Raw genomic sequence first — 26,248 nt, 5'->3', positions numbered from 1 at the left:
CAGAAAAGATAGCGCTATTGTCGACAGCCAGACCAACATGAGACAAACTCATTGCATTCGCGTTGATCACAAAATTATTTCATGGAGCATCCCGTGCTGGAAATTCGACACCTGAAAACCCTTCAGGCCCTGCGCGAGGCCGACAGTTTGGTAGAAGCCGCCGAACGCTTGCACCTGACACAGTCGGCCCTGTCCCATCAGTTCAAGGAACTGGAAGAGCGTGTCGGCTTGTCGTTGTTTGCGCGCAAGACCAAGCCAGTGCGCTTTACCAGCGCGGGGCTGCGTCTGCTGCAGTTGGCGGATTCGATGCTGCCGCAACTGCGCAGTGCCGAACGCGATATTGCGCGGCTGGCGGGCGGCACAGCGGGGCGCCTGCACATGGCCATCGAATGCCACAGCTGCTTTCAGTGGCTGATGCCGACCATCGACCAGTTTCGCGATGCCTGGCCAGAGGTCGAGCTAGACCTGGCCTCAGGTTTTGCCTTCGCCCCGCTCCCGGCCCTGGCCCGCGGCGATCTGGATTTGGTGGTGACCTCAGACCCGCTGGAGTTGGTGGGCATCACTTACGTGCCGCTGTTCACCTACGAAGCCATGCTCGCCGTCGCTAACCAACACCCGTTGGCTCACAAGCCTTACGTGGTCCCGGAGGACTTGCTCAAGGAAACCTTGATCACCTACCCAGTGGAACGCGATCGGCTGGACATCTTCACCCGCTTTCTGGAGCCCGCCGACGTTGAGCCGGCGCACGTGCGTACGTCGGAACTGACCGTGATGATGATGCAACTGGTCGCCAGCGGACGCGGCGTGTGCGGCATGCCCCATTGGGCCTTGCATGAATACAGCTCGCGCGGCTACGTGAAGGCCAAGCGATTGGGGGAGAAGGGTTTGTTTGCAACGCTGTACGCCGGCATCCGCGCCGACATGCTCGACGCGCCCTACATGCGGGATTTTCTGCTTACGGCGAAGGACACGTCGTTTTCGACATTGAATGGGGTAAGTGCGGTTAGGTAGAAGGCAGACGCTCTGTAGAACCTGCAATTGATTGCGACATTCGCGAACGGTCTACAGCGCTTCGCGATACCGAGATCTAAATTCTGTAGGAGCCAACGTGTTGGCGACAGGCATTAATCGGTCAACCCAACACGACGCCTCGCTAACACCTTGGCACCTACAGTTCGATCAGCTTTCCTGAAAGTCCATCTCAGGCGGTTGGCGACGGAAGCCGCCGGTCAGCCATGCCAGGTAAACCAAGCCTACTGCCAACCAGCTCACGCCAAGGATAATCGCCAGCTTGTCGAGGCTGATCATCAACCACAGGTCCGCAACCAGACCAATCAACGGAAACACCAAGAACAGCACCAGCTCACGTAACCCGCGTTGTTTGCCGCCGATCCAGTAATGAAAGATTACCGACAAGTTCACCAGACTGAACGCCAGAAACGCGCCGAAGTTGATGAACGAGGTGGACGTGGTGACGTCCAGTTTCAATGCCAACAGCGCTACGACGCCGCAGAGCAGAATGCTGTTAACCGGTGTGCCGAAGCGTTCACTCAAACGGCCGAAGATCGAGTTCGACAACACCCCGTCACGGCCCATGGCGTAAAGCAGACGTGAACCGCTGGCCTGTGCCGCCAGACCCGAGGCGAACTGGCCCACGATCAAACCAATCAAGAAGATTGAGACAAACAGGTCGCCACCAATGTTTTTGGCAATTTCATACGCGGCCGAATCGGCGTTATCAAACACGAACGACGGATGCGCCAACTGCACGAAGTACGACACACCGACGAAGATCACACCGCCAATCAGCGTAATCAACATGATTGCCCGTGGGATGGTACGTACCGGGTCCTTGGTTTCTTCGGTCAAGGTGCTGACTGCATCGAAGCCGAGGAACGAATAACAGGCAATTGCCGCGCCGCTCATGATCAACGGTATCTGCATATCACCACTAAAGAACGGCGAGAGGGTCCACAACGGCTTGCTTGCATCGCCACCGATGTAGTGAATGCTTAGCGCAACGAAGGCGATCAGCACCAGAAACTGCACCAGCATCAACGCGGCGTTGATGGTATTGGCCAGTTTCAGGCCGACGATATTGATCAGTGTGGTGATCACGATGAACGCCAATACCCACACCGGTTGCGGGATGGAAGGGAAAGCCGAGCCTAAGTAGGCGGCGCCGATCAACCAAATGGCCATGGGCAAGAACAGGTAATCAAGCAGCACTGCCCAACCGGCGATGAAGCCGAGTTTTGGGCTGATGGCCTTGCGCACGTAGCTATAAGCCGAGCCCGCCACCGGAAAAGCGGCGGCCATGCGTCCGTAACTCAATGCGGTGAAGAACATCGCAATCAGTGCTGCCAAGTAGGCCGCCGGCACCATGCCGTTGGTGGACTGGGCGAGAATGCCAAACGTGCCGAGCACGATAATCGGTGTCATATAAGCGATGCCAAACAGCACCACCGACCCTAGTGAAAGGGTGCGTTGCAAACGAGCCATGAGCGACTACTCCGGGATTATTGGTTTTATGGCAGGAGAAAAGTTCGGAAGAAACACAATCGTTTTTCTTATAGAAATCGGTGTAACCGGCGCTCAGAAAACCTCGCCGTTTTAGGTGCCCGTCAGAAAATCAACAGCTCACGCAGGCCATCAGCGTGTTCAATCACTTCGCCTGGCAAACGCAGGCGTAGGTCATTCAGATAGCGATAATCACTGCGGGCCGCGACCAGTTGGGCCAGATCCAGTTCGACGCCGAACTGGCACTCTTCGCGCCCTGCTTCGTGCAGCAACGTACCAAACGGATCGACCAAGGCGCTGCCACCCGCAAATCGCAGGCCGCCATCGCCCTCGCCCACTCGATTAACCATCAGCGCAAACGCCTGGTTTTCTTGAGCGCGGGCCATGATCGCGGTGCGATGCGTCGGCCCATAAGGGTCCATATTGCCGTTGGTGACGATGATCAGGTCCGCGCCCAACTGGGCTATGGCTCGGGCGGTTTCCGGGAATTCGATGTCGTAGCAAATCAACAGTCCGACGCGTAGGCCGTTCCACACACAGGTAGCAAAGCGGTCGCCGGGGTTGAACACGCCACGGTCCGAGGCCCACAGGTGAGTTTTGCGATAACGCAGGGCGATGCCGTTCGGGGTGATCAACAACGTCGTGTTGTAGTACTGGCCGTTGTCATTCTCGGCGACGCCGATGACGACGGCGATATCACGCGCTTTAGCCGCGCGCTGCACCGCTTGCACGGTTGGGCCGTCCAGCGGTTCGGCCACATCGGCCACTGTTTCAGCGCTCGGAAAGCCCATCAAGTGGGTCTCTGGAAAGACAATCAACTGGGTGTCGCTGGCGCACGCGGCAATGGCGGCCAAGGCACGCTGCAGGTTGTACGCGGTGCCGTTATCCTGGCCTGCCAGTTGGGCAAGTTCGACCTTCATGGGTTCTCCTTGTTCGATGTCGAGGGCGACCCGGCACAATAAATGCTGGATGGTCGTCGGCTGTGCGGGCAGTATGCGCATCTGCAACGAGTGCGGGGAATTACGCAGCTGTGGTAACCCAATAGGGGTAGGAGTATGACAATCGCACTGCAAGACATCGCGTGGCATCGCTCGGTTGCGCAGTTAATCGAAGCGTTGGACAAGCCAAATTTCTGGGCACAATTGGTGCGCCTGCTGAATCAGTATGTGAGTTTCGATAGCTGGGTCGCGCTGCAATTCAGTTCTCGGCAGCGGCCGTTGGTGTTCGCCGAGTCTCCCGCCGAAGACGGCACGCCCGATCAGCTGTTTCAGGATTACCTCAAAGGCCTCTACCTGCTTGACCCGTTTTACATCGCCAGTCGCGAACAGTCTCAGACCGGCCTGTTCCGCTTGGCGGAGGTCGCGCCGGAACACTTTGAGCTAACCGAGTATTATCAGCGCTACTTTCGCCTGAACGTGGTGGCGGATGAAATTCAGTTCAACTGCCAACTGGGTGCTGACCACACCGTGTGCCTGTCGTTGGGGTCGACTCAACGGTTCAGCGCCGAACAGATTGCGTTGTTGTCGCTGATTCAACCGTGGGTGGTGGCGCTACTTCGCCAGCGCATGCCGTTCGAATTGCCAGAACCGCTGGTTGAGGTGCAAGCCCCACCTTCGCCGACAAACGATGATTGGCGCAGTCAACTTGAAGCCTCGGTGCAGCAGAGCCGAGGTGCCCAGCTGACCGCACGAGAATTGGATGTCGGTCGACTGATGCTCAGCGGCTGCTCCGGCAAGGAAATCGCCCGCAAGCTGGAAATCTCCGTCGAGACCGTGCGAGTGCACAAGAAACACATGTACAGCAAGCTGGGCATCAAGTCCCAGTCCGAGCTGTTTTCGATTTTTCTTCAGGCGCAAAGTGCCTGAACCGAGGGACGGTTGCGGCCTACCGACACGGGCATGCGACCACCGATTAATAGGCGCGAAACAGCGCCAGTGTTCGCCTCATTAACCGTCATTAAGCCCCCAGGATTCCGTATGAGCTTGTCCCTACTCAGCCGTTACGCGTTCTTCGTACTTTGCGTGTTGTTCACCGTCATCAGCCTCCCTTTCTTGCAACATGAATGGCTGTGGCCTTTCACCGTGATCGCCGGTGTGCTCAGTTTGATTGGCATCATTGACCTGCTTCAGACCCCTCACGCGGTGCGCCGCAACTATCCGGTGCTGGGCAACATTCGCTACCTGGTTGAGCGTATTCGCCCAGAGATTCGCCAATACCTGCTGGAGTCCGACAGCGACGCCCTGCCCTTTTCCCGCTCCCAGCGTTCGTTGGTCTATTCCCGAGCCAAGAACGAGTCGGCGGAAAAGCCGTTCGGTACCCTGATTGATGTCTATCAGACCGGTTTTGAGTTCATCAGCCACTCCATGCGCCCGGCGCCGTTGAGCGACCCTACGGCGTTCCGCGTGATTATCGGCGGCCCGCAATGCAGCCAGCCGTATTCAGCGTCGGTGTTTAACATTTCGGCCATGAGCTTCGGCTCGTTGAGTGCCAACGCGATTCGTGCGTTGAACCAAGGCGCCAAGCTCGGCAACTTTTCCCATGACACCGGTGAAGGCAGCATCAGCCCGTATCACCGTGAGAATGGCGGCGACCTGACGTGGGAGTTGGGCAGCGGTTATTTCGGCTGCCGCACCTCGGACGGTCGTTTCGATCCCCGGCGGTTCAAAGTGCAGGCGCTGGACCCGCAAGTGCGGATGATCGAAATCAAGTTGAGCCAAGGCGCCAAGCCGGGCCACGGCGGGATTCTGCCCAAAGGCAAAGTCACCCAGGAAATTGCTGAAACCCGGGGCATCATGATGGGCGAAGACTGCATCTCGCCGTCGCGCCACAGCGCGTTTTCGACCCCGATTGAATTGATGCAATTTGTCGCGCAACTGCGTGAATTGTCCGGTGGCAAACCAGTGGGCTTCAAGTTCTGCCTCGGTCACCCTTGGGAATTCATGGGCATCGCCAAAGCCATGTTGGAAACCGGTATTTACCCGGACTTCATCGTCATCGATGGCACTGAAGGCGGCACGGGCGCAGCGCCGGTGGAGTTCACCGACCACATTGGCGTGCCCTTGCGCGAAGGCCTGTTGTTCGTGCACAACACGCTAGTCGGCCTCGGCCTGCGGGACAAAATCAAGTTGGGCGCCAGCGGCAAGATCGTCAGTGCCTTCGACATCGCCAGCATTTTGGCCATCGGCGCCGACTGGGCTAACTCTGCGCGGGGCTTCATGTTCGCCATTGGTTGCATCCAGTCACAAAGCTGCCACACCAACCGGTGCCCTACCGGCGTCGCGACCCAAGACCCGCTGCGACAACGGGCGCTGGTGGTTCCAGACAAGGCGCAACGCGTCTATAACTTCCACCGCAGCACCCTGCACGCGCTGGCCGAAATGCTCGCGGCGGCCGGTCTTGATCACCCTTCCCAGTTGGAAGCCAAACACTTGGTACGGCGCATGTCCGCCACCGAAATCAAGCTGTTCTCCCAGTCCCATGTTTTCCTCAAACCCGGCCAACTGATCACTGGCGAAGTGGACGGGAGCTTCTATTCGAACATGTGGCAGATGGCACGGGCCGACAGCTTCGAACCGAACGAAATCTAACGCTGCAGGCGAGCGAGTACGGTTGGAGCCAGGGTAAACAGCCGTAGCTCCAACAGACCCGCTTTGAATTCGGTGTCTGGCCGCCAGTCGTAGGGGAAGGGTCCAGGCTTGCCGACCAATGAGGGTTCGGCCAGCCACCAGACCCGTTTGATTCCCGCCGGTAAATGCGCGAGGTCACTGAGGTAGATGGTGTCCCAATGCTCATGCAGCAAGGTCAACGGACCGTAGGCGTTCGCGCCGAAACTTGAGCTGTTACTCAAGGCACGGTCGTACAACATAGGGACGATGCCAGTGGCGTTGTAGTACGCCGCGCTGAAATACAACAGTTTGCCGTTGGTAATGATTTGATCGCCCGGTTGGGCACGTTGGTTGATGTAATTACCCATTTCTTCAAACGGTTCAATGGCCGCGTTTCGCGGGTAGTTCAAATCTTCTTGCTGGCTGTAGTTGTATTTCAGGCCGAGTGTTTCTAGGGCCAAGACCGCGATAACCGCTATCACCGCCAGTGCCGGACTGAATGACTCCACTCTGATCACCGCCAACGCCAGAATCATCGGTAACCCAAGCGCCGCAAACACCACATAACGCTCCATGAAAGTAGGCACCACAAGCGATATCAACAGCAACGTGACGATCGGAACGAAGGTATAAAGCCCGAGCAGCAGATAAAACTTGTAGCGACTGCGATCAAACAGCGTTACCCATCCCGCAACGATCACAATGACCAGCGGCAATCCCCAGTAGATCGGCCAGAACACCGCATGGGCTTTTTTCAATGTCAAAAATGCCCATATCGAAGACGGGAATGTATAAGGCGTGGTCGCCAGTAACCACGAAATACTGCCGGCTGCCTGAATGTTTTTAAAATGAGTAATGACGTCCAGCAGGCTAAACAACCAAGGAATATAAAGCACCGCCATTGAAAGGTTCGCGATCCACCATGCCGGGCGAGCAATGTAACGTTCCTCATCGGGACGATAAACGCGCAGCAACAGCAGGTATAACCAATGAGGCAAAACACAAAGCACCGAATAATAATGGGTGTACAGACTGGCCGTCATCAACACGGCATACGACGCTAAATAACGATAGCGTGTCGGGTCTTTTACCCAATACACCAGGGCGACAGTTGCGCCAAATAAAAAAACCGCCAGCACTGCATACATCCGCGCTTCTTGGCTGAAACGGACGGCCACCGGAAAGAAGGCCAGAAACAACCCAGCCAACAGCGCGGCCTTGGGTGACGCGATCAATCGCATCAGCCACATACCCAGTGCCACCGTAGCGACGCCCGCCACCGCACTGAATGCACGAACGGCAAACACGCTTTGGCCGACCATCGCCATCCAGCCATGCAGCAATAAGTAATACAGCGGTGGGTGGATGTCCCGGCCGGTGATAGACCAAATGAATTCGGGAGGGTACGCACTCAGGATCACGCTGAACGCTTCGTCGTACCAGAGGTAGGGGGTCGTCAACCCGTAAAAGCGGGTATAGGTAGCCAACACCAAAACCAGACAAGCCCCCAGTCTACCAACGGATAAGGATTGCTCTCGGCTTTCTAGTGGATGGGTTTTCAAGTCCATTACTCCTCCGTCAGCTTTTTCTCTGTCACATCATTGTCTCGCTCAACGGCATAAAGCCGCAGCTGTGTATTGCCCAAAGTGGATACGCTGACGGCATGCCAACTAGCCGGGACCGGTACATAGTCTTTCACCTCGCTGCCATACAAAAGCCAGACTCGCCTGGCCTTGGTATCCAAATCCGAAAGCCTGTCCAGGTAATAGGTGTTTGGATGTTGATAAAACAACGTGCCAGCCCCGTTAATCCCAGGGCGTGCAGCGAGGCCCCCCGAGGATGGCGGCGTATAGAGCAAAGGCTGAGTATGGGTTTTGTTGTAATAGAGCACGCTTAGGTACCAGTACAGGTCATACACGACGACTTGATCACCGGGTATAAAATGCTGATTGAGATCATCGACCATCGTCGCGACGCGGTTATTCAGCACACTGGTGGAATTATTCAGTTTGTTGTTCTGAGTATAGTCGTTATAAAGCCCGGCCACTTCCAGCGCGACCAGCGCAATCAAACACCCCACCGCAAGCCGACGGTGACGTAGAGCCAAATGGTCCAGCGCAATCGCCAAAATGATCGGCAAGCCCAGCGCCGCAAACACGAAATAGCGGGTCGTAAACAGCGGCAACTTGAACGAAATCAAAAACACCGTACACAACGGTGCGGCGGTATAGAGTGCAATCAGCGTATGGAACTTGTGCGGACCATTATCCCTTGTGATAACCGCTAATGTCGCCAGCGCTACCATTAGCGGTAACCCCAGGAACAAGGGCCACGGTAATGTTCGGCCATCATCCAACGTCAAAAACTGCCAGATCACCGATGGCAACGTATCGAAGGAAGGCGGCGGTATCCAATCAACAGCTCCCGTGTGCGAGAGCTGGCCCATCAGGTGCGGAATCCACGGCAAGTAGCACACCACAATGGCGATATTCGCCAACCACCAGGCCGGACGCAGAAGAAAGCGGCCGTGCTTTGACGGTAGAGACACATACAACCAGTGGGAGAACACGCACAGCGCTGCGAAATAATGCGTGTAAAACGCCGCCGTCATCAGTACGACGTAGCTCACTGGGTACCGCTGCCGCGATGGGTCCTGAACCCAGTAAACCAGAGTAATAGTTGCGCCCATCAGCCAAACACCCATCAGCGCATACATCCGCACTTCTTGACTGTAACGCACCGCAATCGGCAGTAATGCCAATAGCAAACACGCCCATATCGTGGCGCGTCGGGTGGCAATCAAACTGACCAGCCATTGCCCTAGCGCAACCGACATTACACCCGCCACAACACTCATCGCTCGAATGGCAAATACGCCATTGCCAAAGACTACAGTCCAACCGTGCAACAGCAGGTAGTACAGGGGCGGATGAACATCTTGCCCGCTGTAATACCAAATAAGCGCCGGAGAATAAGTGCTGACTAATGCACTAAATGCTTCGTCGTACCACACGGTCGGCTGGGTGACATTGTAGAAACGTGCCAGCAAGGCAAGCGTCAATAGGGGCAGCAGCCAATGCTCCCGAACGAACACCATGATGCGTCGGGCGCCGAATTTTTTTTGTGGAAAAAGTAGCTCCATCACGCCCTCCGGCGCTCGCCTATCGAGCGACTAATGCAGGTCTTCGTGATGGCGCACGACATTCTTCACCACGTACCGTGGCCGGTGTTTGGCTTCCATATAAATCCGGCCGATGTACTCACCCAAAATGCCGATACCGATCAGTTGTACGCCGCCCAACAACAGAATCGCGGTCATCAACGAGGTGTAGCCCGGAACGTCGTTGCCGAAGAAGATCTTGTCCACCACTCGGTAGGCCGCGTACAACAGCGAGAATAACGACACGGCGCCGCCGACATAGGTCCAGACTCTCAAAGGCACGGTGCTGAACGAGGTGATGCCATCCAGCGCCAGGTTCCATAATTTCCAGCCGTTAAACTTAGTGCTGCCTGCCGCTCGCGCGGCGCGGTCGTATTCAATAATAACGGTCTTGAATCCGGCCCAGGACAGCACACCTTTCATAAACAGCTGTTGCTCAGGTAGCGTTCTAACCACATCAACCACCTTGCGATCCATGAGGCGAAAGTCACCGACGTTCTCTTCAATTTTGGTGCTGGCGATGACGTTAAGCACTTGATAAAACATCGCAGCCGCGTGGCGTTTAAGGTAGCTGTCCGAAGAACGATCGTGTCGTTTGGCCAAGACCACATCGGCGCCGTTTTCCCATTCTCTAATCAGTACCGGCAGCACGTTGACCGGATCCTGAAGATCAACGTCCATGGGAATCACCGCCGCCCCGGTGGCGTATTCAAGGCCGGCAAACAGTGCAGCTTCTTTGCCAAAATTACGGGAAAAGTCCACTAACAGAACGTTGTCGTCAGCCATCGCCAGCGCGTGGGCAAACTCTCCCGTCAGGTCTGAACTCCCGTCATTAACAAAGACAATCTCGACGGTATAGCCCACTAATAAGGGTTCCTGTCGGACCGTTTGATAGAACAGCGCAATGGCCTGTTCTTCATTGAACACGGGGACGATCAATGAAATCTTCAAGGACTGCTCTCCCGAAAGATCACGCGTTTAGAATATAGAAAACCGCATACCAGGCTAATCGCTGAAAACACTGTCCAGGTGATCAAGGGGGGAAGCAGATAAACGTCTCCGGCATAACCGACACCAAAACTCAACAGGCCCATGAAGCAAACAAACCGCACATAGCGCGACCACGTCTTTTTGGCGTTGAAGGTGTAGTGGGCGTTGGCATAAAAAGAAAAGGATACGGCCACACTAAAGCCGCACAGGTTGCTGTATGCCTGGTTGATACCCATGCCAATGTGAAATGTCAAAAACACTACGCCATGAATCAGCGTGTTGATCAGTCCTATCACTACGTAACTGGCTAACTGTTTATCTTGTAATTTCATGTTCGACCCCCAGTACAGGCCCAAGGGACCTGCTCCAACGCGGCCAGCTTGCACACCCTGTCTACTTCGGTTTCTCGCTAACGCAAAATAATTAGACCGACTGAACAGTAGTATCGAAATTGTAGTCGAGGTTCCCACTCTTCCGACCAACAGCTTTTGAGACATTCTGCGCGCCGCCGATGCGCGGCCCGGAACCTCTCTGGTCGCGCGCCTATTCTTATTGAAAAACGCTCAAGAGTTCACCAGCGTGACCATTGCTGACGCGCTTTACCGAATTAGCAAAACCGACCTCTCCCCTGTTCGGCTGCTGCACTCGCGGGCCTTGGCTTACTGCACCGCGAAACTGCTGCCCATCGGCGCGACATGGCTTAACAACTGGCCCGCCCAACAAACATCGCGCATGGGGTGCTAATCGCTGGAGGTTTTCTGCCTGGGCGTTTTGTTGGCACCGCTGGCTGATATCGCTAATGCACTGGCTGGAGATGTATGACCGATGCAGGTGGGTACGGCGGGGACGGGCCGGATCTCCTACAGAAATTCGGAGGCGACGCAGTTTTTCTGATGTACCGCGTCGCCTCCTAGTTCACCCAAACCCTAGACCGCAGTCCTTGCCGCACCCACCACTCGATCTTTTGGTGCCAGGTTGAACACGTAGTACAACACCGTCAGCACGATGAGGAACGCGGGGCCGAAGTAGAGCGCGATGCGGGTTTCTTCGAAGTACGCCATCAGGCCGACGACGAATGCCAGGAAGGCCAGCGCCAGATAGGAGCTGAACGGCCATAGCCACATGCGGAATTTGAGTTGTCTGACTTCGGTTTTGCTCAGGCTGCGGCGGAATTTAATTTGCGCCAGCAGGATCATGGCCCAGGTCCAGATAGCGCCGAAGGTGGCGATAGCAGTGACCCAGACGAAGACTTTTTCCGGCGCCAGGTAGTTGAGCAGCACGCCAATCAGCAAGGCGAAGATCGACAGCAGCAGTGCGCGCCGAGGTACGCCATTGGCAGCGGTTTGCGCAAAACCCCGGGGGGCCTGGCCGTTTTGCGCAAGACTGTAGAGCATGCGACCGGTGCTGAAAATCCCGCCGTTGCAGGAAGACAACGCAGCGGTCACTACCACGAAGTTGATGATACCTGCCGCAGTCTTGATGCCTAAACGCTCGAAGGTCATCACGAACGGGCTGCCTTGGGTGCCGATGTCACTCCAGGGATAGATCGACAAGATCACGAACAGTGCGCCGACGTAGAACAGCAGAATTCGCCAGAACACCGAACCGATAGCGCTGGGGATGGTTTTCTGTGGGTTCTTTGCTTCGCCAGCGGTCAGGCCGATCATTTCGACGCCGAGGTAGGCGAACATGACCATTTGCAATGACATGAAAATGCCCTGCACGCCGTGGGGCATGAAGCCACCGTGGCTCCACAGGTTAGAGATGCCCAGCGCGACGCCATTATTGCCGAAGCCAAATGCGATCACGCCAATGCCGCCGACGACCATGGCGATGATGGTGACGATCTTGATCAGGGCAAACCAGAATTCGAACTCGCCGAAGGCTTTGACGGCGATCAGGTTGACGGTGCCCATGCTTACCAAGGCGGCCAGCGCCCAGATCCAGCGGGGGGTGTCGGGGAACCAGACGCCCATGTATACCGCGACGGCGGTGATTTCCGCGATGCAGGTTACCAGCCACAGGAACCAGTAGTTCCAGCCAGTGAGAAAACCCACCAGCGGACCCAGGTAATCTTGCGCGTAACGGCTGAACGAACCAGCAACTGGGTTGTGCACGGCCATTTCACCCAAGGCGCGCATTATCACCAAAATGGCTAGGCCACCGATGATGTAGGACAGCATGATCGCCGGTCCTGCCATCTGAATCGCCTTGGCCGACCCCAGAAAAAGCCCGACGCCAATACAAGCGCCTAAAGCCATTAGGCGGATGTGCCGCTCGCCCAATTCTCGTTTCAGAGGACCGCCCTGGACGGTCTCTGCCTGCAAAGCCTGCTTGCCGACTGGCATAAATTTACAACCTCGTATTGTTATTGGATGTAGTCAGTCAACGGTTCAAACCCGGCGGGGCACCCCCCTGCACCGCATCTGAACGCCTCGACCAACAACAACGCCGATTCAGGTGTGGTTAACACTCGCGGCATTGGGCGCGCAGTATAAAAATCTGAAGCCAGTTGTTTTAACTGTATAAACATTTCTATTCAGCGATAAGTCATGACATAGGCTGGTTTGGCAGGCGGATATATCAAAGCAATGGTTTTGGACGCTTTATTCCTCCTATTTCGGACATTAGCCTAACGTAAAACACTGATAGCGCTTTGATATTGAAGATGTTTTATCCAAAAGTCGTACACGCTCCACGCCACAAATATTTCAGCGGCGGCGGCCAGCGTCTACGCTTGTAACAGGTGCGATTAACACGATTAACCGGGCCAATCGATATGGGCGTTTTATGGCACTCCGATTCGAAGAAGACTCCAGTCGCTGCTGATAGTCTTGATGACGCTTCATTGCCAAAACGTCCACGTCGTAAACGATACGGCTGGCGTCTGTTCTGGCTGTTGCTGTTCATTGGCTTGGTTGCGTTGGGTTTCGCTGTCTCTTCGGAGATCCACAGCTCCATGCTACAAGCACGGGAGTTCAGCCGTTTCAGCAACGAACTCGGCTACTCGATGCAAAAAGGGCCGAGTAACGCAATCGCCTATCCCGGAGACGGCCCTTTCGACAAACGCTTGGGGTATTCCGCGCTTGGAGAGTTTTTGCCTCGCCTGCTCAAGCGCGACTACCTGATCACTCAGCAAGTACGCTTCTCACCCGACCTTCTCGGTTATAGCCAACGCGGATTTTTCGTGCCGTATCAGGAGAAAATTCAGGCGGGCTTGTCGATTACCGACTGCCGAGGGTCTTTACTCTACCAATTTGTTTACCCCCAGCAGCTGTACCCAGATTTCACGAGCATCCCGCCGCTAGTGGTGAACAGCCTGTTGTTTATCGAGAACCGGGACCTGCTTGATCCAAAACAACCGCGGGCCAACCCTGCTGTCGATTGGCCAAGATTTGCCAAAGCAGCCATCTCGCAAGTGGCCAAGCTGTTCGCCTTGGGCGGCCAATCCGCAGGCGGCAGTACCTTGGCCACGCAGCTCGAAAAATACCGTCATTCCCCTGATGGTCTGACCCAGTCGGGAGCCGAGAAACTGCGGCAGATGATTTCCGCCAGTGTCCGCGCCTATCAAACCGGCCCGCAAACCATGGACGCCCGGCAACGTGTGGTCCGGGACTACCTCAACAGTGTGCCGCTGTCTGCGGTGCCCGGGCATGGCGAGGTGCATGGTTTGGCTGAAGGTTTGCGGGTGTGGTACGGGGCTGATTTCGACGTGATCAATCAGCAACTACGCGCTAGCACCGGGGATCGAAAAAGCTTGGCCGAGCGCGGTCTCGCGCTGCGTGAGGTGCTGTCGCTGGTGATCGCCCAACGCCGGCCTTCCCACTATCTGACCCGAGGCCGCGAGGAATTAGCGCAGTTGACCGACAGCCATATTCGTCTGCTGGCGCACAATGGTGTGATTGATCAAGCGCTCGCCGGGGCGGCGCTGGCAAGTGCAGTGACGTACCGCGATTGGGCGCAGCAACCGACGATCCAGCTCATCGAGACCGACAAAGGCATCAGCGTCGCCCGCACCCGGTTATCGGCGCTGCTTGATCGGCCGCTGTATGACCTCGACCGACTCGACCTCGCAGCCACCAGCACCTTGCAAAACAGCCTGCAAACCAGCGTCAGCCAATACCTTCAAAATCTGGCGGACCCCGCTTTCGCCGGAAAGCTTGGTTTGATCGGCGATCACTTGTTAACCCCGACCAACACCGCGCAGGTCCGTTACAGCTTCACCTTGTTCGAGCGCGATCCTGACGGCTCACGGGTTCGGGTGCAGACCGACAGCACTGACCAGCCGTTCGACATCAACGAGGGCAGCAAGCTGGAACTGGGTTCCACCGCTAAAATGCGCGTGCTCACCACGTACCTGGAAATCATCTCCGAGCTGCACCAGCGCTACGCGGGGCAAAGTCTTTCGGCGCTGAAAAAAGTCCCGGTTGACGACTCTGATCGACTGACCCGCTGGTCCATTGACTACCTGATCCAGAACAAGGACCAGAACCTGTCGACCATGCTCGCGGCAGCGCTGGATCGGCAATATTCCGCCAATCCCGACGAAGGCTTTTTTACCGGCGGCGGCATGCATCACTTTCATAACTTCCGTAACGAAGACAACGGCCGCAGCCCGAGTTTGCGCGACGCGTTACGCGAGTCGATCAACTTGCCGTTCATTCGGCTGATGCGTGATCTGGTGCGCTACAGCATCTATCAATCGCCCAGCAGCAGCGCCCAATTACTCAAAGACGATGACGATCCTCATCGCCAGGAATACCTCAGTCAATTCGCAGACCGCGAAGGTACGGTGTACCTGTTGCGCTTCTGGAAACGCTACAAGGGCAAGTCCACCCAAGAGCGCTTGGCGACGTTCCTCGACAGCATCCATCCCACAGCGATTCGGATGGCCGCTGTCCATCGTTACCTGTTACCTGAAGCCAATCAGGACACCTTCAACGCCTTCGTTCGCGCGCATTTGGCCGTGGGTAAAGTGTCCACCGACACGTTGACCGACACGCGCCTCGACGCACTGTATAAAAACTACGGACCGGGCGCTTATAACCTGCCGGACCAGGGTTTTATCGCCAAGGTCCACCCACTGGACCTATGGTTGGTGGGTTACTTATTAAAGCACCCGGATGCGCAGTTCAAGGAGGTGGTGGCCGCCAGCGAAATGGAGCGCCAGGAAGTCTATAGCTGGCTGTTTAAGAGCCGTCACAAGAGTGCTCGGGATACGCGGATTCGGACCATGCTGGAGATCGAAGCGTTCACTGATATTCACAAACGCTGGCAGCGTGTGGGTTACCCGTTCGACCACCTGGTGCCCTCGTTGGCGACGGCCATTGGCAGCTCTGGCGACCGCCCGGCCGCGTTGGCCGAGCTGATCGGGATCATTCAAAACGACGGCATTCGCCTGCCGGTATTACGCATCGACAGCCTGCACTTCGCAGCCGGAACGCCTTACGAAACTCAGCTGATCAGCAATCCCGATCTGGGCAAACGCGTGCTCCCATCGGAAGTGGCGACGGCCATGCGTGAAGCGCTGTCGCAGGTGGTGGACGCCGGTACCGCGAAGCGTGTGCAAGGGAGTTTCAAACTCGCCGACGGCAGCACGCTGGCCATGGGCGGCAAGACCGGCACCGGTGATAACCGGTTAGAAAGCATCGGCGCGGGCGGCAGGATCTTGGGTTCCAAGTCCATCAACCGCACCGCAACCTTCGTGTTTTACATCGGCGACAACCATTTCGGCACCTTGACTGCGTTCGTCCCAGGACGAGCAGCCGAAGCGTTCAAATTCACTTCAGCGCTGCCGGTACAGGTGCTTAAGGGCATGGCGCCAATTCTTAATCCCTACCTCACACCGGGCACCCGCACCGAATGCCAGGTGCCAGCCCCACCGTTGCAAGCCAGCACTCAATAAGAACCGCTCGTCTTTGGAGCTTGCACAGTAGTTAAGATATATCTTAAGGTATATCTAACTTACGCAAGGGACAAAGCAAAATGAGAGAGACAGGTGATCACCCCCGCCACCATTCCCAGCACCGCGAGCACGGTGACGGCCGAGATGGTTTCGAAAAACGTCCAGGTCGCGAACGCGGCGGCCGTGGCCCACGCGTCTTCGCCCCCGGAGACCTCAAATTATTATTGCTGGCATTGATCGCGGAACAGCCCTGCCATGGCTACGACCTGATCCGTCAAATTGAAGGCATGTTCGACGGTGCCTACAGCCCCAGCCCCGGTGTGATTTATCCGACGCTCACGTTTCTTGAGGAAAGCGAATTGATCCTCGGCGATGCAATCGGTGGCAAAAAACACTACACCGTGACCGACGCCGGTCGCCAATCACTGGCTGATCAGGCCATTGCGCTGGACGGCGTACGGATGCGCATCGACGTCAGCAAACGCTCGCTACGCGGCCATGATCGGCCACCGGAAATACACGAGGCTGTGCATAACCTGCGGCATGCGCTGCAACTGCACCATGGGCGCTGGAACGAAGAAGAAATCCTGCGGGTGCGCGACCTGTTGAACAACACCGCCAAAGCCATCGTCGATGGTCCGCTAGACATCCCGGAGAAGTCTTGATGAATTCACAGCCATCGCTCACTCAACAAGGCGCTCAGCCGCAAGGCATTCACCGTGTCAGCCATGAAATCAAACGCCGCACATTGGAGGTCATCCGGGTCGTGGACCTGACGCCCCGCATGCGCCGCGTGACCTTTAGCGGTCCGCAACTCGAAGGCTTCATCAGCCTGGGCACTGATGATCATGTGAAATTAATCTTCGCCCAAACCCCGGAAGAGCAGGCCGTGCTGGACACCTTTGTTCCCGGTGCGCCCGATGACGGCCCGCGCCCGGCGATGCGTGATTACACGCCTCGGCGTTACGACCCGAAGGCTGGCGAATTGGAGATTGATTTCGTGCTTCACGGTGAAGGCCCTGCCGCCACATGGGCAGCTCAGGCGACACCGGGACAATTTCTACACGTTGCCGGCCCACGCGGCTCGATGATCGTGCCGGATATCTTCGACAGCTACTTGTTGATCGGTGATGAAACCGCAATGCCGGCCATTGCCCGTCGCGTAGAAAGCCTGCCGGCTAACCGTGCAGCGTTGGTCGTCATGGAAATCGAAGACTCGGCTGAACAGCAGACCTTCAACAGCGCTGCGCAGGTCGACGTGATTTGGGTGGTTCGCAGCGAGCAAAAACTGGTCGACGTCGTTCGCAAGCTGGAAATGCCGGAGGGCGAGTTATACGCCTGGGTCGCCACCGAAGCGGCCTTGTCCCGCAAAATCCGGCGGGTGTTGCTGAACGAGTTTGGTCTCAGTGAAGCGCTGGTGAAAACGTCGGGGTACTGGCGGGTGGAGGGTGAGGCAGAGTGACCCCCATCATTCGTAAGCATGTCTGTAGGAGCCAACACGTTGGCTCTACAGGTGGGTATGTGTCCGGCCTTTCAGCCGATCGACCAGCAACAACACAGCCGAAATCAGCAGAAATCCCACCAACACCCCCAGCGCATTAACGAACGTCTGTGGATAACCCAAGCTGCTGACATCAATAAACGGGTACATGTAGTCGCTGATCAAATAGCCACGAAGCAAGGCATAGGCAAAATACGCCAGCGGATAGATGACCCAAAGCAGCACATGCTTGATGCGCAGGGTCCCTTTTGGAACGTACAGCCACCAATACAACAGAAACAGAACCGGCAAGATGTCATGCAGTAATTCATCGGCAACCCGCTGCACACCATGGGGTTGCCACAACGGGCGCAGCAGCACGTTATACGCGATGCTCACCAGCACAATGCTCGCGGCGATGCCGCTGCTCACCCAAGGCGTGCGGAAAAATCGATGGGGGCATGAGTCCTTGGCGGCGATCGCGCAAGTCAATACAGTTGCCACCAGGGTGTTGGTCGTGACGGTAAAAAAACTGAAGAACCGCACTACTCCGGCTAACAGGCTGGCTTGGTCAACCCAGCGGGCAAATAAGATCAAGTAGAGCTGAATGGCCAATGCGGACCAGCCCAGAATGGCGGCGATGAGGGCAAATCGATGGGCCCCTCGCGCCAACTGGGGGTGTTGACTGAGTGTCATGGTTGTCCTTGATTTCGAGTGACACCAAGCGCAAGCGCTTAGCCCTTGCTGCGTTGCAATTTCAGGTACAAACCTTCAACCCGTTCACGCGCCCATGGGGTTTTGCGCAGAAACGTCAGGCTCGACTTAATGCTGGGGTCGCTTTTAAAGCAACGAATATCGATTTTCTCAGCCAACCCTGACCATTCGTAGTGGGCCACCAGCGCAGTTAGAACCTGCTCCAGCGTTACGCCATGCAGGGGATTGTTGTTGGATGTCGTCATGCTGAACCTCCGACCTTTCCTTGAAACAGGGGAGAGAAGCATCCCTCGGGGTGCGCACCTTAGCTGAGGCCTTAGTCCACGGAAAGGACCAAATGTGCCAGGGACCGATTCGAACTGTTACTGAACTGGCAATGGACCCTGTCACATTTCTGGCTTTTTTCGCAGACTCAATTCCCTACCCTCACCGATCGCTGCTGAATCGATTAATCCGGTTCAAATACTGGCCTTTATGCACGACAGTCCTGAACTCTGCGCACCCCGCGATGCCTATGAACAAACCCCGGTGGATCCTGATCACTGTGACGTGCTCCCCAGCGATTCAATCCGATGGTTTTTATCAGCGCGAATCTGATTGAACCAGGTTCATAAGCAAGCATAACGAATGCAGCGGCGATCCTTAATTGTCATGGAGAAACACACTATGAGCACTGACGGTGCTTTAAGCAGAACCCGCTGGTTACCGACATTGCTCGGGCTGGTGTTTCTGCTAATGGGCTTAGCCATGTTGGCTGGCGGGATAAAACTGACCCAGTTGGGCGGTTCTCTGTATTACCTGATAGCAGGTATCGGCATTGCCATTACCGGCGTGCTGTTGATGATGGGGCGTCGCGCTGCATTGGGCTTGTACGCACTGGTACTGTTCGCCAGTACATTGTGGTCATTGTGGGAAGTGGGCCTGGATTGGTGGCAATTGGTTCCACGCCTAGCACTGTGGTTCGCCATGGGGATTGTGCTGTTGTTGCCATGGTTCCGCCGTCCGCTAATGGCGAGCGGTCCACCGACCGCGACAGGCACTCGGGCCCTGAGCCTGGCGGTGATCCTCGCTGGCTTGGCCGCGCTGGCCAGCCAATTCACTAACCCGGGCGAAATCAAAGGTCAGCTGGACCGTGAAACCGCAGGCACTACCAGCGCCGCGCCGGCCATGCCCGACGGTGACTGGCAGTCCTACGGTCGCACACCGTTCGGTGACCGTTATTCACCGCTGGCACAAATCACCCCCGAAAACGCTGGCAAGCTGGTTCCGGCCTGGACGTATCGGACCGGGGATATTCCTGGGCCGAATGACCCAGGTGAGACCACCGCCGAGAACACCCCGCTCAAGGTCAACGGCATGCTGTACGTCTGCACGCCGCACAGCATGGTGATCGCGCTCGACCCGGATACCGGCAAGGAATTGTGGCGTTTCGATCCGAAAATCAGCACGCAAAAAGCGGCCAATTTCAAAGGTTGGGCGCACATGACATGCCGTGGGGTTGCGTACCACGATGACGCTGCTTACGCGGCCGCTCCGACCCCTGCTGTTGCCGCAGTTCCGGGGCAAAGTCCGGCAGCACCGGCGGTTGCCACCGCAACCACCAACGCGTGCCCGCGCCGTCTGTTTCTGCCAACTGCTGACACCCGTCTGATCGCGTTGAACGCCGACACCGGCAAACTGTGCGAAGACTTCGGCGACAAAGGCTCCATCGACTTGGGCGCCAACATTGGCACCTTCGCCCCAGGCGGTTACTACTCCACGTCGCCACCGGCTGTGACGCAGAACCTGGTGGTGATTGGCGGCCACGTAACGGACAACGTTTCCACCGACGAGCCTTCCGGCGTCATTCGTGCGTTTGACATTCACACCGGTCGCCTGGTCTGGAACTGGGACAGCGGCAACCCGAACGACACCACGCCTATTGCGCCGGGCAAAACCTACACCCGCAACTCGCCCAACATGTGGTCGATGTTCGCGGTGGATGAGAAGCTCGGCATGCTGTACCTGCCGATGGGCAACCAGATGCCTGACCAATGGGGCGGCAATCGAACCCCTGAGTCGGAGAAATTCAGCGCGGGCTTGACCGCTTTGGACATCAACACCGGCCACGTGCGTTGGACGTTCCAGTTCACCCACCACGACCTGTGGGACATGGACGTTGGCGGCCAGCCAACGCTGATGGACATCAAAACCGCAGGGGGTATGAAGCAAGCGGTACTCGCTTCAACTAAGCAGGGCAGCATCTATGTGTTGGACCGGACAAACGGTCAGCCGGTCGTGCCTATCAATGAAATTCCGGTTCCACAAGGCGCAGTGGCTGGCGATCATACGTCCCCTACTCAACCCAAGTCGGACCTGAACTTCATGCCACCGCCGCTGAAAGAACGCGACATGTGGGGCGTGACACCGTTTGACCAAATGCTGTGCCGGATCGACTTTAAGTCGATGCGCTATGACGGCCCGTTCACCCCGCCATCGCTGCAAGGTTCGATTGTGTATCCGGGTAACTTTGGCGTATTCGACTGGGGCGGTATTTCAGTCGATCCGGTGCGTCAGATCGCGTTTGTTAACCCGGACTACATGGCCTTCAAATCACGATTGGTACCGGCAGCCGACATCGCTGGCGGCCCTGGCCGAAAAAGTGAAACCGAAGGTGTGCAGCCGAACAAAGGCGCGCCGTATGGCGTAATCCTCGAAGCGATGCTGTCACCCTTGGGCTTGCCGTGCCAAGCGCCGGCATGGGGTTATGTGGCTGCGGTGGACTTGACCGACCACACCACGATCTGGAAACACAAGAACGGTACCGTGCGTGATAGCTCGCCGATTCCGATTCCACTGACCATGGGCGTACCAAGCTTGGGCGGGACCTTCATCACCAAAGGTGGCGTAGCCTTCCTCAGCGCAACCCTCGACCAGTACCTGCGTGCCTACGACGTTCGTAACGGCAAGCAACTGTGGGAAGGTCGCCTACCAGCCGGCGGTCAGACCACACCGATGACCTACACCGGCAAGGACGGCAAGCAATACGTGCTGGTCATGGCTGGTGGTCATGGCTCATTGGGGACTAAACAAGGCGATTACATTTTGGCGTTCAAACTGCCAAATTAATCCCTCAGACGGTCAATGAAAAGGCGGTTACCGAGAGGTGGCCGCCTTTTTTTGATTTCATGAAACCCGTCTGTACGAACGTATTGGCGATAGAGCAGGATTCGGTGCGCCTGAAACACAGCTTCCCGATAGGAAGGAATTCGTTCCCACGGTTTCTAGCGTGCACTCTGTGGGAGATTCTATGTTTGAGGTCGACATCAGCGGCGCGATGGCGGGCCTCTTCGCAGGCAAGCCTACTCCCACGGTAATCGGCGGCGGCTCATTTCTCGATAACTTCGCCACGCAACGGCGCCAGCTTGGCGATCAAGCCATTTTGCGTTGGCACCGGGATGTGCTGACTATCCATGGCGTCGATCAGGTCTTCCACCAGGGCGTTGAAGTCGCTGCGGGTCAAGTGCTGACCTTTATGCACTTCGGCCATGCTGTCACCACTGTAGCGGCAAGGGCCGCCGGTTTCGACGCAGAATTTCTCCACCAACTTATCGCGCAGACGAACGATGTCGACGCGTTTGAAGTGCTCGACGATGCGCGGGTCTTTGGCAATGTTCAGCAGCATGCCCTCTACGATGCGTTGCAGCCCGGCGCGCTGGCCCAAGGCGAGGTAAAGACTGTCATCGTGGGCCGGCGTTTGCGCGCAGCCAGCCAGCACGGCAATGAGCATCCACGGCAACAGGCGCATGTTAAAAACTTCCCTGCACGGACAAATACGTGCCGTTCTGATTGCTTAGGGTGGCGATCTCACCCAGCCGCGCATAGGCCAACACGAACGACAGGTGCTTATTGGGAAAGTAACCCACGAATAGGTCTTTCCAGTCGCTTTCATTGGAGAACGACAGGTTGTGCGGCTTCTCGCGGTATTCCATGCCCAGCGCCCAGCGCGGGTTAAATAACACGGCGACGGAACCCTCCTTGAGCACGCTGCGGGTGTCATTGCGATCACCGCCAAAGCCCAGCAATCCCAGTTCGTTGGCGCGGCTGTAACGTACGCCACCATTGATCAGCAGGTTGTAGCCAAACGCCGCGCCCATGAACAAACGGCTGGCCGTCAGGTAACCCTCGACGTCTGAAGCGCGTTTGGCGCCAGCAAGCGTCGGGACCAGAAAATCGTCCTGATGCTTGTATTCCAGGCCCAGCGAAACCTGGGGCAGCTCGTCGTAAATAACGTCGCCAAACAACCGCACTTTCAGTCCAAAAATGTCCTGATTCAAACTGTCTTGGGGAAGGTGCAACTTGCTCGCCAGCGATCCTATGTCCAAGCGCTGGCGCGCATAGGACATCTCGACCCGGTTATCGAAGGCAACGGCCAAGCCCTTTACATCCAGGGCGTAGTCCGGCAAATCGATATGGGTCGCGAACACCGTGCTGCCCCACTCGCCCGCCTCGCCGTAACCGGCTAAGACCGCCCACGGCGTGATTCCTCCACCCGCTGCGCCTTCGATGCTGCTGGCGCCTGCGGTGGCAATCAACCGACCTTGATCGGCTTGCGCGCACACGCTGAGCAATGCCGATACGCAACCCAACCAAAGACACAGACGAGCGCGCATAAATCAGTGAACCATCAGGCTGGGTAAACCCAATGGCTTGGCCATCCAGGCTTCAAACACGGCGGCAGTCAATGGACGACTGATCAAGTAACCCTGAGCAGTATCACAGTGCCAACGTTCAAGGAGGCGCAGGCTGCGTTCGTACTCAACCCCTTCGGCCACCACCTTGAGGCCCAGGTTGTGGCTCATCTCAATGGTCGAACGAACAATAACCGCGTCTTCACTGGTCTCGTCTAGGTCACGGACAAACGACTGATCAATTTTGAGTTCCTGCACCGGCAACCGCTTGAGGTGCGCCAGCGATGAATAGCCGGTGCCGAAGTCATCCACCGACAGGCTGATGCCGCACTCACGCAAACGGTGCAGCACTTCCAGCGCATGCTCAGGCTCACGCATGACGGCGCTTTCAGTGATTTCAAAGATCAGTTGATCCGGCGGAACCTGGTATTTCTCGAGCAAGGTCGACACCCGCCCGACCAGCTCATCACCGAGCAAGTCGTCAGCCGAAATATTCAACGAAACCTGCACCCGCAAGCCGCGACTGTTCCACTGAGCCCACTGGCGCATGACGTCTTCGATCACCCAGTGGGTCAACAGCTGGATGCTGCCAGTGCGCTCGGCCAGGACGATGAACTCCAATGGTGACACCAACCCGAAGTGCGGATGTTGCCAGCGCAATAACGCTTCGGCCTGGCGCACCACGCCTTGGCGGATGTCCAGTTTGGGTTGGTAATGCAGCACCAATTCGTTATTCGCCGCGGCATGACGCAAATCGCGGATCAGGCTGATCTGGCGTTGGTGGGCCAGGTCGCGACCCTCCTGATAGATTTGCAAACGACCCGGAAGGTGCGCGGCATCTTGACGGGCAATGGCCGCTCGGCTGAGCAACTCCTGGGGCGCCGCACCGTCGGCCGGGTAAGCCGCAATGCCCACGCAGCAATCGAGCGACAGGTCATGACTGCCGATCCGCTGGGGCATGAGTAAAAGTTGCTGCAGTTTGTCGGCCATGGCGACGGCACCGTCACTGCTTGTATTCTCCAGCAGCAGCAAAAACTCGTTGGCGGTAAGTCTCGCAACGGTATCGCCAGGCCGAAGCGCCGCCTGCACCCGGGCACCGACTCCTTGCAGCATGTGATCGACACCTTCGGCGCCGATGCTTTCATTGATAGCCCGGAAGTTGACAATGTCCAGGTACAGCAACGCAACTGGGCGCTCAGCAGCAATCGCACTGCTCAGGCGCTCCATCGCCAACGCCCGGTTAGGCAAACCAGTGAGGGTATCGTGCAGGGCGTTGTGCGCCAGTTGTTGCTCGCGCTCAGCAATGCCGCTTTGCATCGAATTAAAGGCGCTGGCCAGCCGACCCAATTCATCACTACGCTTGAGGACCAGCGGCGTTTGGTAATCCCCATCACCGATGCGTTCTGCCGCTTTCGCCAGCGCACGCACCGGCAGTGACACATTGCGCGCCAACAGCAGAGCACCCACCAACGAGGCCAACAACGCCCCAAGGGCGATCCAGATGATTTTTTCATCCAGCAAAGCGAACGCTTGCATCGCTCGATCCACAGGACTTTGTAGCAAGGCAATGACCTGACCGTCTTCAGGATTACCGGAATTGACCAGGGTCAGCGACTGACTGAGGAAGCGTTGATTCATGTGCTCGGTCAGGTGCATTTGCCGACCTTGAGAGGTGTCGAGCATCACCTTATTGAGGCTGCTATAAAGCGAATCGGGCTGAGTACTGACCATTTGCCCGGATTGTTGATTATCAACAGCAAGAAACGAGACTTCCAGACCACTGAGAGAGCGCAGTTCTTGGGCAAAATCGCTGTCGATCGCAAAGCCCATCACTACCCGCCCAATGGGCAGGGGCGCCAAGACGGTACTTTCCACCAAGAGATGCGGCTTGCCATCGAGCGGCACGATCAGCACCGAGGAGTTGGTGCGGCGGGCCGTGCGCAAAGCCTTGTCGAAACGAAATTGGCTGCCTTCCGGTATCTGCTCTACGGTGCTGGCCAACACTTTGCCTTCCATGCTCAGCAGGAACATGTCACTGGCGTTGATCCGCGCGCCATGATTGCGCAAGACCGAGCGAATGGTTGCTGAGTCGCGGCTGGACACTGCGTCACGAAAACCGAAATCCGCAGCCACCAACTGGACGCCATCACGCAGTTGCCGACCGCGAATATCCAGCAAATTCTGGAATACGCGGGTACCGACTTCTAACTGTTCTTCGGCTTGAATCCGCACCGCGTTATCCGTGGCTGCCTTGACCGCAAAGTACACAGCGCCAATGACAACCAGCATTAACAAGATCAATACGCCAGCGATGCGCGCCTGGAAACTACTGCGAAGGTTCATTCATGCGCGGCCTTCTTGAAGGCGTCGCCAAAAGCACTCGGCGCCGGGGTCATGTCCATATCCGTGTCTTTGGGTTGCACTGGCAGCGTGAATCGCTGGCGCAACCCGTTGACCGGGACGTCGATCTCGCCGCCCGATACTGGCTGCATGTCAGCCGAATCAGGATGCCAGAGCGTTACCTTGTAATGCCCGGCAGCCAGTTGATCGAATTTAATCGCACCATCACCCCCGCTGACTGCAAACCAGGGATCATCGGTGACATACACATAACCCAGCATAGAGTCATGAATATTGCAGCCCAATACGACTACCCCGGGCTTGTCGAACAGCACCGGTAATGACGGCGTTCCTTCGTACAACCGTAGTTCAAAACGCTTGGCCGGAGAAAACGAATACACCTGATGGCGGACGTTATCGCTGTTGGGAAAGGCGATTTGTGTACCCGAATGGACAGCCAGCACGTGCGGTGCAAATTGCTGATCGCGCTGGTCCATATCGGCTTTGAGGGCTATGGCTACGTTGCCTGGCGGTCCTTGCAGAGTGAGCACGGCAAATTTCAGAGGCTTGCCCTGTTGATCCACGATATCGGCCTCGAAGTTCGCCGCCGATACACTCACACTGAAAATGACTGAAAACATCACCAAAACAACTGAAGAAAATACGCTGCGCATAGCTGTTTCCGTTCCGTAACAACAACGCCAATAAACAGTACGCCTGCCTTGGCAATGAAAAACCAGCTAGGCAGATTAGTGGTACGCATTGAGAAGGTCACGCTTTTAAAAAGGCATCTAGCCACTACTCGTCGAATACCTCTTTAACCGTATCAGCATTTCAAGCAGCAACCTAAGTCTGGCTGAATCA

General features: G+C 56.7%; 20 protein-coding genes and 1 pseudogene. 8 read left to right on the top strand and 13 right to left on the bottom strand.

The window, feature by feature from the left end:
* Positions 1-93 precede the first annotated feature (93 nt).
* Positions 94-1,011: a transcriptional regulator MetR gene (metR, locus tag RHM65_RS11615; RefSeq protein ID WP_322185100.1), complete on the top strand. Its 918-nt coding sequence runs from the start codon at positions 94-96 to the stop codon at positions 1,009-1,011.
* A 168-nt stretch (positions 1,012-1,179) separates the two neighbouring features.
* Here metR and RHM65_RS11610 read toward each other — a convergent pair whose 3' ends face one another.
* Entirely contained in the window at positions 1,180-2,502 is a 1,323-nt protein-coding gene (locus tag RHM65_RS11610) for an APC family permease (protein WP_322165841.1), read from the bottom strand.
* 122 nt (positions 2,503-2,624) lie between these two features.
* Complete coding sequence (locus RHM65_RS11605) at positions 2,625-3,440, bottom strand: carbon-nitrogen hydrolase family protein (RefSeq protein ID WP_322165842.1); 816 nt, start codon at positions 3,438-3,440, stop codon at positions 2,625-2,627.
* Positions 3,441-3,575: 135 nt separating this feature from the next.
* On the opposite strand from RHM65_RS11605, the gene RHM65_RS11600 reads away from it, so the two are divergent.
* Both RHM65_RS11600 and RHM65_RS11595 read left to right on the top strand, forming a co-directional pair.
* The gene (locus tag RHM65_RS11600; RefSeq protein ID WP_322165843.1) at positions 3,576-4,385 is read left to right on the top strand and encodes a helix-turn-helix transcriptional regulator; all 810 of its coding nucleotides are present in this window, start codon (positions 3,576-3,578) and stop codon (positions 4,383-4,385) included.
* 111 nt (positions 4,386-4,496) lie between these two features.
* Positions 4,497-6,107 carry an FMN-binding glutamate synthase family protein gene (locus tag RHM65_RS11595; RefSeq protein WP_322185098.1) on the top strand — a complete coding sequence of 537 codons (1,611 nt, stop codon included), beginning with the start codon at positions 4,497-4,499 and terminating at the stop codon, positions 6,105-6,107.
* On the opposite strand, the gene RHM65_RS11590 is transcribed toward RHM65_RS11595, so the two are convergent.
* Genes RHM65_RS11590 through RHM65_RS11575 form a run of 4 tightly spaced genes read right to left on the bottom strand, consistent with a single transcriptional unit; the run spans position 6,104 to position 10,607 of the window.
* The gene (locus tag RHM65_RS11590; RefSeq protein ID WP_322185096.1) at positions 6,104-7,693 is read right to left on the bottom strand and encodes a glycosyltransferase family 39 protein; all 1,590 of its coding nucleotides are present in this window, start codon (positions 7,691-7,693) and stop codon (positions 6,104-6,106) included. The genes RHM65_RS11595 and RHM65_RS11590 overlap by 4 nt on opposite strands.
* Complete coding sequence (locus tag RHM65_RS11585; protein ID WP_322185094.1) at positions 7,693-9,267, bottom strand: glycosyltransferase family 39 protein; 1,575 nt, start codon at positions 9,265-9,267, stop codon at positions 7,693-7,695. Before RHM65_RS11585 ends, RHM65_RS11590 begins: the two co-directional genes overlap by 1 nt.
* 30 nt (positions 9,268-9,297) lie before the next feature.
* Positions 9,298-10,236, bottom strand: coding sequence for a glycosyltransferase family 2 protein (locus tag RHM65_RS11580; protein ID WP_322185092.1), 939 nt, complete (start codon positions 10,234-10,236; stop codon positions 9,298-9,300).
* The gene (locus RHM65_RS11575) at positions 10,233-10,607 is read right to left on the bottom strand and encodes a GtrA family protein (protein WP_322185090.1); all 375 of its coding nucleotides are present in this window, start codon (positions 10,605-10,607) and stop codon (positions 10,233-10,235) included. The genes RHM65_RS11580 and RHM65_RS11575 overlap by 4 nt, the downstream gene beginning before the upstream one ends.
* A gap of 163 nt (positions 10,608-10,770) precedes the next feature.
* Between RHM65_RS11575 and opgC the strand changes: the two are divergent.
* Positions 10,771-11,094, top strand: a pseudogene (gene opgC / locus RHM65_RS11570) (OpgC domain-containing protein); the annotation flags it as partial.
* Between the two features lie 107 nt (positions 11,095-11,201).
* Here the strand turns inward: opgC and RHM65_RS11565 are convergent.
* Positions 11,202-12,623 (bottom strand): amino acid permease, encoded by a 1,422-nt coding sequence (locus RHM65_RS11565; RefSeq protein WP_322165849.1) that lies wholly within the window; start codon positions 12,621-12,623, stop codon positions 11,202-11,204.
* A gap of 431 nt (positions 12,624-13,054) precedes the next feature.
* Between RHM65_RS11565 and RHM65_RS11560 the strand changes: the two genes are divergently transcribed.
* The 3 genes from RHM65_RS11560 (at position 13,055) to RHM65_RS11550 (ending at position 17,642) form a co-directional block, all read left to right on the top strand.
* Positions 13,055-16,180, top strand: coding sequence for a transglycosylase domain-containing protein (locus RHM65_RS11560; protein ID WP_322165850.1), 3,126 nt, complete (start codon positions 13,055-13,057; stop codon positions 16,178-16,180).
* 80 nt (positions 16,181-16,260) lie between these two features.
* Entirely contained in the window at positions 16,261-16,845 is a 585-nt protein-coding gene (locus tag RHM65_RS11555) for a PadR family transcriptional regulator (protein WP_322165851.1), read from the top strand.
* Positions 16,845-17,642 (top strand): siderophore-interacting protein, encoded by a 798-nt coding sequence (locus RHM65_RS11550; RefSeq protein WP_322185088.1) that lies wholly within the window; start codon positions 16,845-16,847, stop codon positions 17,640-17,642. Before RHM65_RS11555 ends, RHM65_RS11550 begins: the two co-directional genes overlap by 1 nt.
* 45 nt (positions 17,643-17,687) lie before the next feature.
* Here RHM65_RS11550 and RHM65_RS11545 read toward each other — a convergent pair whose 3' ends face one another.
* Together RHM65_RS11545 and RHM65_RS11540 are read right to left on the bottom strand one after the other, a co-directional pair.
* Positions 17,688-18,356, bottom strand: a complete 669-nt coding sequence (locus RHM65_RS11545) for a Pr6Pr family membrane protein (RefSeq protein WP_322185086.1) — start codon at positions 18,354-18,356, stop codon at positions 17,688-17,690.
* Positions 18,357-18,394: 38 nt separating this feature from the next.
* Complete coding sequence (locus RHM65_RS11540; RefSeq protein ID WP_322165854.1) at positions 18,395-18,619, bottom strand: VF530 family protein; 225 nt, start codon at positions 18,617-18,619, stop codon at positions 18,395-18,397.
* A 421-nt stretch (positions 18,620-19,040) separates the two neighbouring features.
* Here RHM65_RS11540 and RHM65_RS11535 point away from each other — a divergent pair, with 421 nt between their 5' ends.
* Positions 19,041-21,482, top strand: a complete 2,442-nt coding sequence (locus RHM65_RS11535) for a glucose/quinate/shikimate family membrane-bound PQQ-dependent dehydrogenase (RefSeq protein WP_322185084.1) — start codon at positions 19,041-19,043, stop codon at positions 21,480-21,482.
* A 259-nt stretch (positions 21,483-21,741) separates the two neighbouring features.
* Here RHM65_RS11535 and RHM65_RS11530 read toward each other — a convergent pair whose 3' ends face one another.
* Genes RHM65_RS11530 through RHM65_RS11515 form a run of 4 tightly spaced genes read right to left on the bottom strand, consistent with a single transcriptional unit; the run spans position 21,742 to position 26,058 of the window.
* Complete coding sequence (locus tag RHM65_RS11530) at positions 21,742-22,161, bottom strand: group 1 truncated hemoglobin (RefSeq protein WP_322165856.1); 420 nt, start codon at positions 22,159-22,161, stop codon at positions 21,742-21,744.
* A gap of 1 nt (position 22,162) precedes the next feature.
* Positions 22,163-23,026 (bottom strand): DUF3034 family protein, encoded by an 864-nt coding sequence (locus tag RHM65_RS11525; RefSeq protein ID WP_322165857.1) that lies wholly within the window; start codon positions 23,024-23,026, stop codon positions 22,163-22,165.
* 3 nt (positions 23,027-23,029) lie between these two features.
* A complete protein-coding gene (locus tag RHM65_RS11520; RefSeq protein ID WP_322165858.1) occupies positions 23,030-25,387 on the bottom strand; it encodes a putative bifunctional diguanylate cyclase/phosphodiesterase in 2,358 nt (785 codons plus the stop codon).
* Positions 25,384-26,058 carry a methylamine utilization protein gene (locus tag RHM65_RS11515; protein WP_322165859.1) on the bottom strand — a complete coding sequence of 225 codons (675 nt, stop codon included), beginning with the start codon at positions 26,056-26,058 and terminating at the stop codon, positions 25,384-25,386. Before RHM65_RS11515 ends, RHM65_RS11520 begins: the two co-directional genes overlap by 4 nt.
* Positions 26,059-26,248: the final 190 nt, after the last annotated feature.

The organism is Pseudomonas sp. CCI4.2 (genome assembly GCF_034350045.1).
Lineage (GTDB): Bacteria > Pseudomonadota > Gammaproteobacteria > Pseudomonadales > Pseudomonadaceae > Aquipseudomonas.
Note: the sequence above shows the minus strand (reverse complement) of the source record. Positions and strands in the feature narration are given on the sequence as shown.